13 protein-coding genes and 1 pseudogene are annotated in these 16,340 nt (G+C 58.0%); 12 read left to right on the top strand and 2 right to left on the bottom strand.

Annotated features, from left to right (window positions below; genetic code table 11):
* Positions 1–6: 6 nt before the first annotated feature.
* A complete protein-coding gene (locus tag ACTG1K_RS01105; protein WP_005356710.1) occupies positions 7–1,170 on the top strand; it encodes a heme biosynthesis HemY N-terminal domain-containing protein in 1,164 nt (387 codons plus the stop codon).
* Between the two features lie 70 nt (positions 1,171–1,240).
* On the opposite strand, the gene ACTG1K_RS01110 is transcribed toward ACTG1K_RS01105, so the two are convergent.
* Positions 1,241–1,492, bottom strand: coding sequence for a YkgJ family cysteine cluster protein (locus tag ACTG1K_RS01110; protein ID WP_040068787.1), 252 nt, complete (start codon positions 1,490–1,492; stop codon positions 1,241–1,243).
* A gap of 134 nt (positions 1,493–1,626) precedes the next feature.
* On the bottom strand, positions 1,627–2,637 hold the full coding sequence (glpX, locus tag ACTG1K_RS01115) for a class II fructose-bisphosphatase (RefSeq protein WP_005336386.1): 1,011 nt from the start codon (positions 2,635–2,637) through the stop codon (positions 1,627–1,629).
* A gap of 221 nt (positions 2,638–2,858) precedes the next feature.
* On the opposite strand from glpX, the gene ACTG1K_RS01120 reads away from it, so the two are divergent.
* The 11 genes and pseudogenes from ACTG1K_RS01120 to ACTG1K_RS01170 all read left to right on the top strand — a co-directional run bounded on the left by ACTG1K_RS01120 (position 2,859) and on the right by ACTG1K_RS01170 (position 15,610).
* Positions 2,859–3,947, top strand: coding sequence for a porin (locus ACTG1K_RS01120; RefSeq protein WP_201973931.1), 1,089 nt, complete (start codon positions 2,859–2,861; stop codon positions 3,945–3,947).
* 120 nt (positions 3,948–4,067) lie between these two features.
* The gene (locus ACTG1K_RS01125; RefSeq protein WP_259584588.1) at positions 4,068–4,988 is read left to right on the top strand and encodes an ABC transporter substrate-binding protein; all 921 of its coding nucleotides are present in this window, start codon (positions 4,068–4,070) and stop codon (positions 4,986–4,988) included.
* Between the two features lie 33 nt (positions 4,989–5,021).
* Entirely contained in the window at positions 5,022–5,900 is an 879-nt protein-coding gene (locus ACTG1K_RS01130; protein WP_310886059.1) for a DMT family transporter, read from the top strand.
* 267 nt (positions 5,901–6,167) lie between these two features.
* Positions 6,168–7,115, top strand: coding sequence for an IS30-like element ISAs2 family transposase (locus ACTG1K_RS01135; RefSeq protein ID WP_019706001.1), 948 nt, complete (start codon positions 6,168–6,170; stop codon positions 7,113–7,115).
* A gap of 307 nt (positions 7,116–7,422) precedes the next feature.
* Positions 7,423–7,680, top strand: a complete 258-nt coding sequence (locus ACTG1K_RS01140; RefSeq protein ID WP_440004717.1) for a hypothetical protein — start codon at positions 7,423–7,425, stop codon at positions 7,678–7,680.
* A 70-nt stretch (positions 7,681–7,750) separates the two neighbouring features.
* A complete protein-coding gene (locus ACTG1K_RS01145) occupies positions 7,751–8,893 on the top strand; it encodes an IS4-like element ISAs18 family transposase (RefSeq protein ID WP_041204923.1) in 1,143 nt (380 codons plus the stop codon).
* 60 nt (positions 8,894–8,953) lie between these two features.
* Positions 8,954–10,159, top strand: coding sequence for a glutamate/gamma-aminobutyrate family transporter YjeM (locus ACTG1K_RS01150; protein WP_440004718.1), 1,206 nt, complete (start codon positions 8,954–8,956; stop codon positions 10,157–10,159).
* A 259-nt stretch (positions 10,160–10,418) separates the two neighbouring features.
* Positions 10,419–11,330 (top strand): D-alanyl-D-alanine endopeptidase, encoded by a 912-nt coding sequence (pbpG, locus tag ACTG1K_RS01155; protein WP_005336410.1) that lies wholly within the window; start codon positions 10,419–10,421, stop codon positions 11,328–11,330.
* Between the two features lie 223 nt (positions 11,331–11,553).
* A pseudogene (locus ACTG1K_RS01160) lies at positions 11,554–12,589 on the top strand (acyltransferase).
* Positions 12,590–12,882: 293 nt separating this feature from the next.
* Entirely contained in the window at positions 12,883–14,922 is a 2,040-nt protein-coding gene (locus tag ACTG1K_RS01165; RefSeq protein WP_440004719.1) for a TonB-dependent receptor, read from the top strand.
* A gap of 64 nt (positions 14,923–14,986) precedes the next feature.
* Complete coding sequence (locus tag ACTG1K_RS01170; RefSeq protein ID WP_440004720.1) at positions 14,987–15,610, top strand: PepSY-associated TM helix domain-containing protein; 624 nt, start codon at positions 14,987–14,989, stop codon at positions 15,608–15,610.
* The last annotated feature ends 730 nt before the right edge of the window (positions 15,611–16,340 follow it).

Genomic DNA, 16,340 nt, shown 5'->3' on the forward strand with positions numbered 1-16,340 from the left:
GGCACCATGATCCGTATAATCATTCTGGTTGCCGTGATGGTCGCAGGGCTGATCTTTGGCCCGCAAGCCTCCGGCAACAAGGGCTACGTGCTGATTGCCCTTGGCAATTACACCATCGAATCCTCCGTCACCAGCGCGGTGATCCTGGCCGTGCTGTTCTACGGCGCCCTGCTGATCGTCGAGTGGCTGCTGGGTCGGGTATTCGGCCTGCGCCGCAAGACCCTCGGCTGGTACGGCTCGCGCCGCCGCCGCAAGGCCAATCAACAGACCGTCGCCGCCACCCTGGCAATGGCCGAAGGGCACTACAGTCAGGCTGAAAAGCTGATGATCAAGGGGGCCAGCAACAGCGACACCCCGCTGCTCAACTACCTGAGCGCCGCCAAGGCGGCACAGGCCCGTGGTGACGACGCCCGCCGGGATCAATACCTGCAAAAAGCGCAGGAGGAGAATCCCAAGGCCGAGCTGGCGCTCACCCTGACCCAGACCCAGTTGCAGATCGAGCAGGGCCAGTACGATACCGCGCTGGCGATGCTGGAGTCGGTCTACGCCCTCAACCCGCGCCACCCCATGGTGCTGGATCAGCTGCGCCAGGTGCATTTGGCCCGTCAGGACTGGAGTGCCCTATGCGACCTGATCCCGACACTGCACAAGGTCGGCAAGCTGACCCCGAAACAGGAAGAAGATCTGCTGCAACAGGCCTGGTGTGGCCGCCTGCAACAGGCTGCCGGCAGCCTCGAGACCCTCAAAGCGGTATGGCAGGATCTGCCGCGCAAGCTGCGCCTCGAGCCAGAACTGCTGGCATGCTACGGCGATCTGCTGCGCCAGCTGGGCGCCGATGGCGAGGCCGCCACCCTGTGGCAGGAGGCGCTGCGCAAACAGCCGATGCCACAGCTGCTGGCTCGCCTGCCCAAGCTGAAACTCGACAGCTACCAGCCGCTGCTGACGCTGCTGCAAAAGCAGCAGGGGCAACCGGAGGTGGACACCGCACTGGCCCAGCTCTATCTGCTGGCAGGTCAACTGGACGATGCCCAGAAGCTGCTGGAGCAGGAGGTGGAGCGGGCGCCGAGCGCCGCCGCCTATCACGCTCTCGGCCAGCTGATGGACAAACGCCGCCTCACCAACAAGGCCAACGAGTACTATCGTCAGGCACTGGAGCTGGCGGGGATCTGATCCCCGGCGAACAGAAACGCGAGAGGCCGCATGATGCGGCCTCTTTTTTTATCTCTTCACCCTGCTCTCGTCAGGTGGTGAGCCGCTCCAGCTCGCCGATCAGCCAGATGGCCTCGGCACGGTGGCTGCCGCACACATCCGCCATCGGACGAAAGCCGCCACATACCGCCGGCCGCTCCGGTTGACCGAAGATCTTGCAGCCAAGGGCGCTATCGAGCTGGATACAGGGGACGCCAGCCGGTTTGCCATCTGGCATACCGGGAATGGCACTGCTGATACTGGGGGCGATGCAACAGGCAGCGCAGCCGCTACGGCACTCCATAGACTCCACTCCTTTGGGACGGTCTGAGCCACCATAGCCGAAGCGGCGGCACAAACGTAGCTGGCGCACAACAAAAAGCCCGACCGCACGGGCGATCGGGCTTCAGACAACACAGCCGGTTCAGCGAGCCATCATCACAGGATGATGTCGCGTACCACGCTGTCTTTGCGTTCCAGGTAATGGATCGACTTGATACGACGAATGGTACGGGATTTACCACGGATCAACAGAGTCTCGGTGGTCGCCATCACGCCATCGCTGGTGATGCCATCCAGCAGATCACCCTTGGTGATGCCGGTGGCGGAGAAGATGACGTTGTCATTCTTCGCCATGTCTTCCAGCTTGAGCACCTTGTTGACATCGATACCCAGCGCTTCGCAGCGGGCAATTTCCTGCTCGCCCAGCGCACGCACTTCCGGGCTGTCACCCTTGACGCGGTGACGCGGCACCAAACGGGCCTGCATGTCGCCATCCAGCGCGCGGATCACCGCAGCGGAGATCACCCCTTCCGGTGCGCCGCCGATGCCATACAGCATGTCGACTTCGCTGTCCGGCAGACAGGTGAGGATGGAGGCGGCAACGTCACCATCAGGAATGGCGAACACCCGCACACCCAGACCCTGCATCTCCTTGATTGCCTTGTCATGACGCGGCTTGGCCAGGGTAATGACGGTCAGACGGGAGAGCGGCTTGCCCAGCGCCTTGGCCACGGACTTCAGGTTCAGCTCGAGAGCCTGATCCAGGTCGATGGCGCCTTTGGCCTTGGGCCCGACGATCAGCTTTTCCATGTACATGTCAGGCGCTTTCAGGAAAGAACCCTTGTCGCCCACCGCCAGCACGGCCAGCGCGTTGGCCTGACCCATGGCGGTCATGCGGGTACCCTCGATGGGATCGACCGCGATATCCACCGCGTCGCCGTGTCCGGTACCGACCTTCTCGCCGATATAGAGCATCGGCGCTTCATCAATTTCACCTTCGCCGATCACAATCTCACCATCGATCTCGATCTGGTTGAGAATGTGGCGCATGGCCGCTACGGCCGCCCCATCAGCGATATTCTTGTCACCACGTCCGAGCCACTTGTAGCCAGCCAGTGCAGCCGCTTCCGTCACTCGGGAAAACTCGATTGCCAGTTCACGTCTCATCGCATATCCAACCTATGGAGCTCGAAAACGGGCGGCATTCTACCACAAGGGCAAACCTTTGCGCACAAAAGTAGCCGCTGCGAGCAAGAATGTAGCCAATTCATCCAATTGCAACCCAATTGCCATCGACTTTTCATCCAACTGTCACCCCGCTGTCATCCCTGCTGCCTAGCATGACCCCGTTTTCAAAACAAAAGCTTGCAACACCACAAGGGATTAAGATGAAAAAGCTGACTGTAGTGGCACTGGCTCTCACCGCAGCCTTCCAGGCTCAAGCCGTTGAAGTGTACAAAAATGACACCTCCATGCTGGATCTCTATGGCCGCGTCTATGCGGGTCACTTCTTCGGTGACAAGAAGGAAGGGGTCGATACAACAAACCCGAATACTATCAATGGCACCAAGGATTACAGCGCCAAGCAAGGGGCCAACCAGTTTGTCCGTTTCGGCGCCAAGGCCGAGACCCAGATCCAGAGCGGTCTGAAAGCATTGGCCCAGTACGAAGTGCAAATGTACATCAACGACAGCGAAAAGACCTTGGGTAAAGATGGAAGCACAGACAACCTGCGCACCCGTCTGGCCTTTGCCGGCGTCGGCGCTGACTGGGGTACCGTGACTTTCGGTCGCCAGAAAGGGGCCCCTGGCTTCCTGGCCGACTGGACTGATGTCTCCCTCTCCGACGGCTACGGCAACGAAGCGCTGGGCGCCAAGACCGACACCTTCGCCACCAACCGCGCCGGTTCTGTGTTGAAGTATTCCGGCCTGTTCAATGGCTTCCAGTTTGATGCCAGCTACAAATTTGATGGCGGCCAAGAAGAAGACAAGAGCAGCAACAAGATCTCCGCCGCAGACCCAGCCTATGGTGCAGCAGTGGCTTATACCTTCCCGTTCAATCTGTCACTGGGTACCGCCTACAACGTTGGCCAACGTCAGGAAAAGAATACCGAAGACGCAAAGCTATGGCTGATCTCAGCCAAGTTCGACAACAAGGCAGCCTATGCGGCTCTGAGCTATGCCGATGGCTCTGACTTTGTCCAAAGTGGCACCGATCATACCGGCTGGGAAGCCGCGCTGGGCTACAACTTCGAGAACGGCTTCGGTCTGATGGCCCTGTGGAACAAACAGGAGCAGGAAGTCACTGGCGGCACGAAAACCGATGCCATTGACTACTACACCCTGGGTGCCCAGTACAAATTCAATAAGAACCTGCGGGTGATTGGCGAGTACCGTATCAACAATCTGGACAGCGTAGCCGGCAAAGCGACTGCCAACAAGGATGACTTCCAGCTGGCTGCCCGCTACGACTTCTAATCGAGGTTTTGCGGATCCCCAAAGCGCGATGGCTTGCCATCGCGCTTTTTGCTGAGCGTCGCTCACGACCGGAGAAAGTGGCCTAGGCTCAACAGTAGATGTATCGCCGGAGAGATGATCATGGTCAGGCTGCTTTTCGTCCTGCTGTTGCTGCTGGCTCTTCCCGCTCACGCCCTCTCTATCGCCATGGTGCTGTGGCGCGGTGAAACCGCAGCCGAAGCGGGCTTTCGAGCAGAGCTGACCCGCCTTGGCTATCAGGCCACCATCACCACCTATAACGCCGATCAGGATCGTACGGCGCTGGCAACCATGCTGCGCCAGCAGATGCTGCCGAAACTGGCCGAATACGACTACATCTACACCTTTGGCACCACCGCCACCACCATGACAAAGAGTCTGGTAGCCAACCGCAAGCCTCTGATTTTCAATGTGGTATCCGACCCGGTCGGGGCAGACATCCTCTCGGAAGACAAAGCCCAGAACAGCATGGTGGCCGGGGTAAGCAACATGGTGCCGATGGCACTGCAACTGGCCAACGCCAGCGAGCATCTGGCCACCGGCAAACGGCTGCTGCTACCCTTCAACCCCCGTGAGCAGAACACCCTGCTGGTGGCCGATATGTTGCTCAATGAAGCGAAACGCTATCAGTGGCAGATGGTCACCTGGCGAATGGCCCCTGACCCACGGCGGCTGGACAACGAACTGAAGCGGCTGCAACAGGATGCCAAAAACGACATCGTCTTTCTGGCCGCAGACAGCTATCTGCTCTCCATCGCCCCCCGTTTGCTAAATGCACTCAACGAAGCGGCCATCCCTACCATCTGCAGTGCCGAGCTGTTCGTTGAACACGGCTGCAGCGTTGGCACCATCAGCAGCTACGAGGCGCTGGGCAAGATGGCCGCCGGGATCATCCACCGCCACCAGCAGGGAACAGCACTGCAGGATATACCGCTGCAGACCGATCCCCATCCCAAACTGGTGTTGGGGCAACTGGGTAACGCCACCACACAGGAGGCGAGCCCCGCAAAGCCGAAGCCTTGATAAAGATCTCGGCCAATCAGGCTCCGGGCGGGTATGCTGTTGACCCCCATCGCCCGAGAGCCCTTTTCCATGAGCACCACCGTCTTTTTTGCCGTTCTGCTGGCAGCCCTGCTTCACGCCAGCTGGAATGCGCTGGTCAAAATTGGCGAAGAGCGGCTGGTGGGCGTGTCACTGGTGGCGATCTTCTCAGGTCTTATCGCCGCCGTGGCGCTGCTGCCCATGGGGCTTCCCTCTGCTGCCGAGCTGCCCTGGCTCGGCCTCTCAGTCCTGCTACATATCGGTTACTGCCTGTTTCTCAGCCATGCCTACAATCAGGGCGATTTTGGCCAGATCTATCCGCTGGCCCGTGGCAGTGCCCCGCTGCTTGCCATGGTGTTAAGTGCCCTGCTGCTGGGGGACTACCCCGGTTACGGCGGCATCGTCGGCGCCTGCGTGCTGATCATGGGGGTCTTGCTGATGGCCTGGCGAGGTGGGCAGCAGCGCCTTGACAGCAAAGCGGTTCGGGCAGCACTGATCACGGCCATGTTCACGGCGACCTATACCCTCTCGGATGGGGCCGGCGCCCGCGCAGGGGGTGAACCGGTACGCTACACCCTCTGGCTCTTTGCCTGTACCGGGCTGGCGATGCTGCTGGTGCTGCTCGTCCACCAGAAGCGCAAGGCATGGCGCCAGATCCGTCAATATGCACTGGTTGGCGCCGCAGGTGGGGCTATGTCACTGCTCGCCTACGGGATTGTTATCTGGGCCATGACCCAAGCCCCCATTGGCGTGGTCGCGGCTCTGCGCGAAAGCAGTGTGCTGTTTGCCATGCTGCTCTCGGTCTGGCTGCTGAAAGAGCCGCTCGGGCGCATGCGGCTGACGGCGGCGGCCATTATTACCGGCGGCGTGCTACTGACCCGGCTGGGAGGATAAGCGCTGTCGCCATTGGTGCGTATTTATCAGGCAGGATGGCGTAATTCACTCCACCAAATATGCCGAATACGAATAATGGAAATAAGTGTCGGCCCGGGCGTAAATGTTTACATCCGCAACGTATCAATTAACTGGCAGGTCTGTTTATTTCAACCACAGCTTCGGGAATTCAGATAATAAGTGCGACACTCATGGATGAATGGCGAGAGGTGGCCAACTGCTGATTGGTGGTACCCTTCTGCTCGCCAAAGTAAAAGCAGTATCACCATGAGCTATCAGCAGTTGACCGAGGGGCAACGATACCAGTTATCGGTGCTTCGCGCACAGGGGATGTCCATCCTTGCCACCGCACGCGCCATTGGCGTTCATCGCTCCACCCTCTACCGGGAGCTGCGTCGTAACGCCGGGCCGCAGGGCTACCAGCCAGACAATGCGCATCAGCACGCCACCCACCGACGGGCCAGTGCGGCCAAATCTCGGCTATCTGCCGATGTCATCCAGTTTGTCGAGCTGACACTCGCCTGGTGGTGGAGCCCGGAGCAGATAAGCGCGGTGGGCAAGCAGATAGGCCTCATGGTGAGTCACGAGTGGATATACCGCCATGTGGCCGCCGACAAAGCCCGGGGTGGCCAGTTGTACCGCCATCTGCGCCAGGGCCACAAGCGCTACCGCAAGGGGGCGAGCAGCCTGCGTTCTCCCATCAAGGAAGCCCGCTCTATTGATGAACGGCCGGCTATCGTCGATAGCCGGGAGCGGCTCGGTGATTGGGAGGCGGACACGGTGCTGGGCAAGCAAGGCACAGGTGCACTGGTCACCCTGGTGGAGCGCAAGAGCCGGCTCTATCTGGTCAAGCGGGTCGCGAGCAAACAGGCTGGGGTGGTGCGGGATGCGATAATCGAGATGTTAACGCCCTACATCGAGCAGGTGCATACCATCACCTTTGACAACGGCGGCGAGTTTGCCGAACACAAGGCGATAGAGGAAGCGCTGGGTGCCGAGACTTACTTTGCGCACCCTTACTCTTCGTGGGAGCGCGGTCTGAACGAGAACAGCAATGGGCTGTTGAGGCAGTTTATCCCAAAGGGAACAGACCTGAGAGAGGTCACGGACGAGGATGTCAGGAGAGCGGAGCAGTGGCTCAACCTACGACCTCGGAAATGTCTCGGATTCAGGCAGCCTGTCAAGGTATTCGAAGAGTACCGTCAGGCGGCATAGGCGAGTGTCGCACTTCGAAGTTGAATTCGCGCTTCATTCGGGAAACTTACCTGCCCAGCAGCATTAATGATAAAATCGTTCACAGTTAATTTTCGGCAACGCTGACCAATACCGCGCATGGCACAGACCATGCCGCTCCGCCCATACATTCATTGACCGCCTGACGGGTAAGCCAGCCCGGTCAGAGATGACCCGATCGCGCCCGCCACAGCAGGATGGCATGGCGCTACCGCGTTATTAATGGGTCCGGTTTCGTCTGTTTAATTTTTGATTATTTTAAATCCAGCACCATCAGGGAGTTTTTAATATGTCAGCAAAAAAGCTGAAGTTGGGCGCCTTTATATTGATGATATTAACATCGGTATTTGGCGTCACTAATATCGGGATCGGTTTTTACCGAATGGGATATGCCGCCATTCCGATGTTCGTGATCGGCGGACTGTTCTTCTTCATCCCGTTCATTTTGATGATGATCGAATTCGGCACCGGCTTTCGCAAAGAGGCGGGCGGCATCTTTACCTGGATGCGCCACTCGGTCTCGACCCTTAACCATCCCCTCATATGAGCGAGGCGTGGCGCGGCTTCTGAGGTATGATCGCCATCCTTGACCAGCTAATACCCAACAGACTATCCCCATGTTTAACCACGAACTAATCCTCAACCACATCGACGATATATTTGGACAGGACATGCATGCTAAGCGTGTTCTTTCCCTCGCCAATGCTACCCTCGGGGTTATCGAGTCAGGTTCACTGGCCATCCACGCCATCGGTAGTGGCCTCTCCTTGGCCAACGGTCTCGAACGTAAACATGCGGTTAAACAGGTGGATCGCCTGCTCACTAACACCAAGCTCAATGTCTGGAGCCTCTTTGACGATTGGGTGCCCTATGTGGTCGGTGAACGTACCGAGATCGTAGTCTCCATGGACTGGACCGAATTCGATGCCGATGATCACAGTACCTTGGTTATCAGCCTGCAAACCAACCACGGTCGCAGTACTCCGCTGCTGTGGAAAACCCATCGGAAATCGTTGCTCAAAGGGCAACGCAATGCCCATGAGAAAGAGCTGCTCACCAAGCTCAAGCAGACGTTGCCAGAGGGTATCTTCGTGACGGTAGTAGCTGACCGCGGCTTTGGTTACATGGAGCTGTTCGAACGCCTGGAGCAAGAGCTAGGCTTTGCTTATCTCATTAGATTTAAAGGAAATGTTTTGGTTGGTTACCCTGGTGTAGAGCAGGTTCCAGCTCGGGACTGGCTAACGCCGACCGGGCGCACCCGAACCCTCAAAGCGGTGGAGCTAACTGGGCAGCGACAGCCTGTCGAACGGGTCTATTGTTGTCATAAGAGTGGCATGAAAGACGCGTGGTTTCTGGCCAGTAACCGGACCGACCTGAGCGCCGCCAAGGCGTTGCAACTATACGGCCAGCGCTGGGGTATCGAGACCAGTTTTCGTGATATCAAAGATTACAAATTCGGCATGGGTATGGGAGATGTGCACATCAGTAATCCGGTCCGGCGCGACCGACTGTTTTTATTCAGTGCCCTGGCCATCGTCTTGCTGACGCTGCTGGGTAAGGCTGGAGACAGTGTCGGTCTAGAGAGAACGATCAAGGTCAATACCAGCAAGAGCCGAACCTATTCGTTCTTTCGGCAAGGGGTCATCTATTACCAGTTGCTACCTAAAATGAAAGAAGCCAATGCGGTCTTGTTGATGGATAAATTTATCTACTACCTGAAGCAACACCGCTTATATACCCGCACACTTGGAATTATTTGAGTCTCTAAAAATGAGGGGATCTCTGAGGTCTCGACCCGATTCGCCTTTATCGGGCTGAGCATGTGGTTCGCCTCCTACGTCATCTGGATGTTTGGCAAGGCGCTCTCTATGTGGGTGCCCCTCTCCTTCATGCTGTTTGGCCGCGACATCACCGTCATCCCGGTCACCCTGGGTACCGGCATCGACTTTGGCCCCTTTATTCTGGGTGTGGTCGCCATCGCGCTGGTTGCCACCGTCACCAAGCTCATCACCCTGGGTAGCGCCCGCTTCGCCAAAGTGGCGGCCATCGGCGGTCTCTCCGTGGTGGCACTCAACGTGTTGCTGCTGGTCGGTGGCGTCTTCACCTTCGCGGTGAGCGGCATGACCCTGCAGGAGCCCCTCACCCAGGCATCACTGGCAGCCTCTCCCAATGCCGCATTCAACGACATCATCCCCTTCCTCGGCTTTATGGTGTTCGCCATCTTCGCCTACGGCGGGGTCGAGGCGATGGCCGGGGTGGCTGACGAGCTGGAAGATCCGGAGCGCGACCTCAAGCGCGGCATCTTCCTCTCCGGCGCCTTCATCGTGCTCTGCTACATCATCGGCTTTCTGGCGGTCGGCTCCATCATGCGCTGGAGCGACTTCCCGGCCGAGGGGATCACCTCTCTCTCCGCCCTCTTCATCATCATGCTGGAGCTGGGGCGCCATCTTGGTGGCGAGTGGCTGGGACAGGTATTCATGCGCTTTGCTGGCCTTGGCATGTTCCTGAGCTATCTGGGTGCCTTTATCGCCCTCTCCTACGCGCCACTGCGCCAGTTCATCACCGGCACCCCGAGCTACTTCTGGCCGGAGCGTTTCCAGCGCGAGAACGAGAATGGCGTGCGGATTGAAGCCCTCAAGGTGCAAGCCTGGGTGGTCTGTCTGTTCATTGCCGCCAAGTCCATCTTTACCCTGATCAACCCGGAAGGGGCCGCCGCCCTCTATGAGCTGATCATCACCATGACCAACGTCGGCATGACCCTGCCCTACATGTTCCTCATCTACGCCTGGTATCGCTATCGCAACAACCCGGCGCTGGGCAAGGATATGATCTTCTTCAAGAGCGCAGGCTCGGTACTGCTTGCCACCATCATCAGCCTGATCCTGGTCGCCTTCGGCAACGTCTTTACCGTGGTCGCCCCCTTTATCTCCGGCGATATCTCCACCGGCGTCTGGACCATCATTGGCCCGCTGCTGTTCGTGGTGATCGCCATGCGCTTCAAGATCAAGCAGGAAGATGCCCACTAAACGGTAAGCAATGCTCCATGCCAATCGGGACTGTTCTGGTCCCGATTTTTTTAGCGCCGGCTTCCGCTCGCCATCACGGCCAGTCCATAGTTTCAATGCAAAAAGAGACTCCATGGAGACCTCTTTTACGCTCTCCTCGCCGTCAGAGCGCGCTCAACGCCGTAAATTATCAATATCAAGGTGAGAATGATTGTGAAGCGCCAGTTCACGACATATAACTTAGCGAGATATCCCTGTATTTCGTCCGGTAGAGCTGATCATGATGATGCGTTCCCTCCTTCCCCTGTTGCTTGGCGCAGTAATGCTGCCGGCCACTATGGACAGTGCCCATGCCAACCCCTTTTCCGCCAGCAGCAAGAGCAGCAGCGGCTTTCTCGAGCGACGGGATGTGCCCAACCTCAGCTCGGCCGCTTTCGTGGTGGCCAACCACAGAACCGGCGAGGTGATCTCCGAGCGCAACGGCAACCGGGTGATGCCCATCGCCTCACTCACCAAGCTGATGACGGCGCTGGTGGTGCTGGATGCCAACCTGCGCCTCAACGAAATGCTCACCGTGACCAATGCCGACATCGACCGCATCAAGGGAACCGGCTCGCGCTTGGCCATAGGTTCCAGGCTCAGTCGCGCCGAAATGCTCCATATCGCCCTGATGTCCTCTGAAAACCGCGCAGCCTCGGCACTGGCCCGCCACTATCCCGGTGGCCAGCGTGCCTTTGTCGAGGCGATGAACGCCAAAGCCCGCATGCTGGGGATGTGGAATACCCGCTACGCCGACAGCACAGGGCTCAACCCGCGCAATGTCTCCACCGCGCAGGATCTCGCCAAACTCGCCGCCGCAGCGGCCTCCTATCCGCTGATCCGCCAGTACTCCACCGACGAGCAGAGTTATGTGCGCACCAACAAGCGTCAGCTGCACTACCTCAACTCCAACCGGTTGATCCGCGAAGGGCAATGGGAGTTCACCCTCTCCAAGACCGGCTATATCCGCGAAGCGGGCCGCTGTCTGGTGCTGGGTACCAAGGTCAATCGTGAGCCGGTGATCATGGTGTTGCTCAATGCCGAGACCACCAACGATCGGGTCGCCGACGCCAAGCGGATCAAAACCTGGCTGGAGAGCTCGGGCAGAACCACCCTGGCCGCCAACCAGAGCAGCATGCTGACTCACCAGTAAGCTCGAGATCCCCAACCAAGCGAGGCACCTGCCTCGCTTTTTTTATCTGCATGAGCGCGCCCAAAAAATGGGATCTAGTTCCCGCTACAGGTAACACCTTCCGCCATCCCGTTACAAAACGTAACTACTCAACAGTGTGATTCACACTAATAGAATCAATTGGTTGTAACCTAGCAGTAAGAATTTTAGCGTGCCATCACAACCCCTGTAACGACGAGCCACCATGCGTATTTCCAGTATCGAGTGCGGGCGGGTACTGGCCATTCTGGCCGTGATGACCATTCACGTATCCCCCTTCGCCAACCCCTTCAATCCCACCCTGTGGGGAAGCGGATCCTGGCTCTGGCTGAGCGGCACCATCAACCAGTTATGCCGCTTTGCCGTGCCGCTGTTTTTCCTCTGTGCCGGTTACTTTCTGCAGCCGAGACTGAGTCGCGAAGCGCCGCTGACCGTTACCTGGCGCTACTGCCGCCCCTTGCTGCTGCTCTGGCTGGTGTGGAGTCTGGTCTACCTGCTGGTGCCGTTCAATCCGCTTGATGCCGTGCAGCAAGGCTATCTGGCCTCCCTGCGCGGGCAGTGGCAATTCCAGCTCGGCGACCCCCTCAATGGCTGGCTGATGGGCGGCATGATCCACCTCTGGTTCCTGCCTGCCCTGATCATGGCGGTGACCCTGCTGGCACTCTGCTACCGGCTTGGCAGACCAGCGCTCGCCCTCTGGCTGGGTCTTGGCCTCTACCTGCTGGCGCTGCTGGGGGGCTCCTATGCCGCCGCTGCTGGGCGCCGAGTGGCCACTGCTCACCCGTAACGGCCCCTTCTTCTCCCTGCTGTTTGTGGCGCTCGGGGCCCTGTTGCGCCAGCGTCAGTGGCAGCCCGATGCCCGCACCGGCTGGCAACTGCTGCTGGCGGGCGTGACGCTCTATGGCTGTGAAGCCTGGGCGCTGCAGCACTTTGCCGCAGTGCCGCTCACCCGCCACGACTTCCTGCTCGGCTCCCTTCCCTGGGCTCTCGGCCTGTTTGGACTGCTGCTGGCCAACCCCGAGTGGGGCAAGGGCAGCTGGCTTGAACGTCAGGCCCCCAAAGTGCTCGGGATCTACTGCCTGCACATGATGCTGGTGGTCTGGCTCTTCGTATTCGGCCCGCAGGGCGCATCCATCCTGTGGGAGATCGCCAAGGTGCCGCTGCTGCTGGGATCGTCTCTGCTTGCCTATCGCCTGCTGGCGGCCCAACCCCTCACCCGCCGACTGCTGCGCACCCACTGAACCCTCCATCCGGCCCGACACATCGGGCCGGATAGATCTTCACGTTTTGTCTCTTTCTCTTCCGCTACACCCTTTTGCTCTCGCTTCATTACCGCGGTTTGCTGCAATGGTTCTGCTTTTCAGCCGTGCTTCCCCGACCGCACAACCCTCCTCCAATGCCCCTATCCATTTTCACCTTGCCAGACAAATGAAAATCAATATCATTGGCATCCCGCTTTGACGGGTCAGGCTAATTATAATTAAATCAATATGTTCGAGCCGTCAGGTCGACATCCAAAGAGTCAATATTGAATATGCAGCACCCTCACTTTCGCAGAACGCTGGTCTCGCTGGCACTGCTGGGCACCGGCTTCACTGCCCAGGCCACCGATGAAACCATGACTGTGGTTGGCAAACGCTCCCAGCATCAGGAAGTTGCCACCGCTACCCGGACCAATACGCCAGCCAAGCTGGTTCCCCAGACCATCGACAGCGTCAAGGTCAGCGATCTGACCGCCTTCGGCCAACCCACATTGAGCGAAGCTCTGGTCGGCATTCCAGGTGTTGATGCAAGCGGTGATACCCGTTTCGACGGCGTCACAATCCGCGGCTTTAGCGCAGGCACGGATTTCTATCTCGACGGATTCCGCGACGACATGCAGTACACCCGGGATCTCGGCAACATCGAGCGGGTGGAAGTGCTCAAGGGCCCGGCTGCAGTACTCTACGGGCGTGGTAGCAGCGGCGGCATCATCAACCGCATCAGCAAAAAACCGCAGAAAGGGCAGGAGTCCAGCGTCACAGTACGCGTGGGAAGTTACGATTACCAACGCATGGCCGCAGACCTGAGCGCCGAGCCGAGCGAGGCGGTGCAACTACGACTCAACGTCGCTCAGGAAGACAACGACAGCTTCCGTAATGGCGTGCACGGCAGACGTACTATGGTGGCACCAGCCATGAACTGGGATATCACTGATCGATTGAGCTGGCTGCTGCAATACGAACGCAATGAATCGCACCGCACGCCGGACCGCGGTATCCCCGGCCTTAACGGTCGTCCAGCAGATGTGCCACGTGACGCCGTCTATAGCGATTTACGGCGCGACTACATCAACGATCTGGCACAGTCGGCACGTTCTCGCTTCACTTGGGATGTAAACGACGACTGGCAGGTGCGCCAGCAACTGAACCTGATCGATCTCTCGAGCCAGTTCGACAATACCTACATAACCAAAATGGAAGGTGAGCAAATAACTCGAACTCGCTGGCAGCAAGATTTACAAACCCGCAATCTCGCCTCCAGTCTTGAGGTCGAAGGACACCTGCAGAGTGGCCCCATTGCCCACACCCTATTGGTCGGCACCGATCAGGGGTGGCAGGAGCGTTATCCCAAACTATGGAGAAGCCCTGAACTTAAATCTTTCAACCTTTACAACCCTGAGGCCCTACCGACCTATGACGGCAAGATGTCCTCCTCCTCGGACAAGCGCAGTAAAGTGCGTAGCACTGGCACCTATGTGCAGGACCAGCTGACTCTAGGCGACTGGCAACTATTACTGGGTCTGCGTTATGACCACTTCGAGGTCAATAGCCGTGATAACATCAAGAGCTCTGAAGAGACCATTACCAACAGCGCATTGAGCCCACGTGCCGGCTTGGTATGGAGTCCAGTAGAGGAGCACGCCCTCTATGTCTCCTACAGCAAGAGTTTTATGCCTAACGGTGGCGCCCTGATCGGTCTAAATGAGGTTGGAAACAAAAACAACAACCTCGATCCCGAGTTCACTCGTCAATATGAAACTGGCGTTAAGAGCGACTGGCTGGATGGTCATTTGGCCACGACTCTGTCGTTCTACCGCCTCGAGATGTACAACAAGCGTCGTACAGACCCCAATGACAACAAAACAGTTCTCCTGACTGGCCTGCAACGTACCGACGGTATCGAACTCAGTACACGAGCTCAGCTGAACGACGAGGTTTATCTCCGCGGCGGCATAGCTCTGCAAGATGCAGAAATGGTGGAAGACTCCATCAATAAGGGCAATCGCCCAAGTAGCGTATCACGCCTAAATGGCGAACTGTTTGCCGGTTATCAGCAAGGAAAGCTCGGCTGGTTCGGCGAGAGCGGTGTTACCGCTGTGGGTGATCGCTTTGCTGACAATGCCAATACCACGGTGCTCCCCGGCTATGCACGCGTTGATGCCAGAGCGGGCTATCGCTGGCAACAGTGGGAAGCCGAGCTGAGCGCCGAAAACCTGACCGATCACGAGTACTTTGTCAGCGCCACCAGTGCCACCCAGATCATGCCGGGTACGCCCCGTCAGCTGAGTCTGACCGGTACCTACCGCTTCTGATCTCTGTGACAACCACCCCGACTGGCCAGCCCCTGCTGGCCAGTTTTTTTATGAAGCAACCACGATGAAACGCAGAAGAGTTCCCCTTCACAACAACAAATGGGTACGCCGCCTCCATGCCTGGGCCGGTTTTTTTACCCTCGCCCTGATGCTGATGTACGGCATCACCGGTCTCTGGCTGCAACACCGTGCCGTGTTGCCCATCCCCGGCCCCCACACCGACAAATCGAGTGAAGAGATAGTGCTGGAGGCGCCGCTCGCCAGCCCGGAGCAGCTGAAAATCCTGCTGCAACAGCGCTATCCCGATACCTTTGCCGACGGGCGAACCATGATCACCCCGGCCCAGACCCTGCCCACCCCGAACGGCCCGCTCATCCTGCCCGCCAAGTGGGAAATGCGCGGCGTCACCCTCAGCCAAAGCGTGGCCGCCAGCTATGTTGAGGGTACCCTGCTGGTACGTACCAACCTGCAACTGGCCAATTTTGCCGCCAGCCTCAACCGGCTGCACCGCGGCATGGGCACCGGCCTCGGCTGGCAGCTGTTTGGCGATATCGCCGCCCTGGCCCTGCTACTGCTGGCCCTCACCAGCCTGTTTATGTGGACCAAGCTGCACGGTACACCCAGAGCCATCATCGCGCTGACACTCGCTGGCAGCCTCGGTACCCTGCTGTTTGCCCTGCTGGGATAGCACGGCAACCATGTTCTGATGCAGCAAGGTTTGGAAAAAAAAAACGCAATAGAAACAGACCGCTGGCGGTGATGCTGTCAGCGGCTATATCAAGGAAAGGAAATAACGGAGAGCGGGAAAAGAGAAGGGATACCAAGAGGTAACGGGAAGTACTGCCTGCTCAGCAGCAACGCACCAATGCGCAGAAACGCCAAAAAACAAAAGGCCATCATTGCTGATGGCCTTTTGTCATGAATTTGATGGTGCCGGGGTCTCTATCGAACTTGAAATATAACACTTTGTTTAATAACAGATAATTTCAATGAGACTTTCTTTTATACCCCCAAAAATACCCCCAAACTAAATGCATTGTCATGATATGGCATGATACAACGACAGGATACGCGTGAGTGGCATCAAGGCGACTCAGGCAACATTAATCCTCTCGCCACCAAAAAGGCGATCACTTCATGACGGCGCCATAGGGTGCCTCCCTTTGCCATCCAGTTGAGGGGCTCTGGGAACGGGGTACCCTGAGCAGCCCACTCCTGGCGGCGCCGATAGAATGTGGTTCTACCGATCCCCCCAAGCAATAGCTCGATGTCACAGCGGCGGATCAATGCAGGAACTTGCGTGTGGTTTTTCATAGCGCGTCAGAATTCCTCAGTACACCATTGCCAATAGAGGAACAGTTTACAATTCCTCAAGTGCGCAACGCATGTAAAGTCTCAGGATTTGCCGCCAGATATAA

The organism is Aeromonas sp. 102P (assembly GCF_051920345.1).
Taxonomy (GTDB): domain Bacteria; phylum Pseudomonadota; class Gammaproteobacteria; order Enterobacterales; family Aeromonadaceae; genus Aeromonas; species Aeromonas veronii.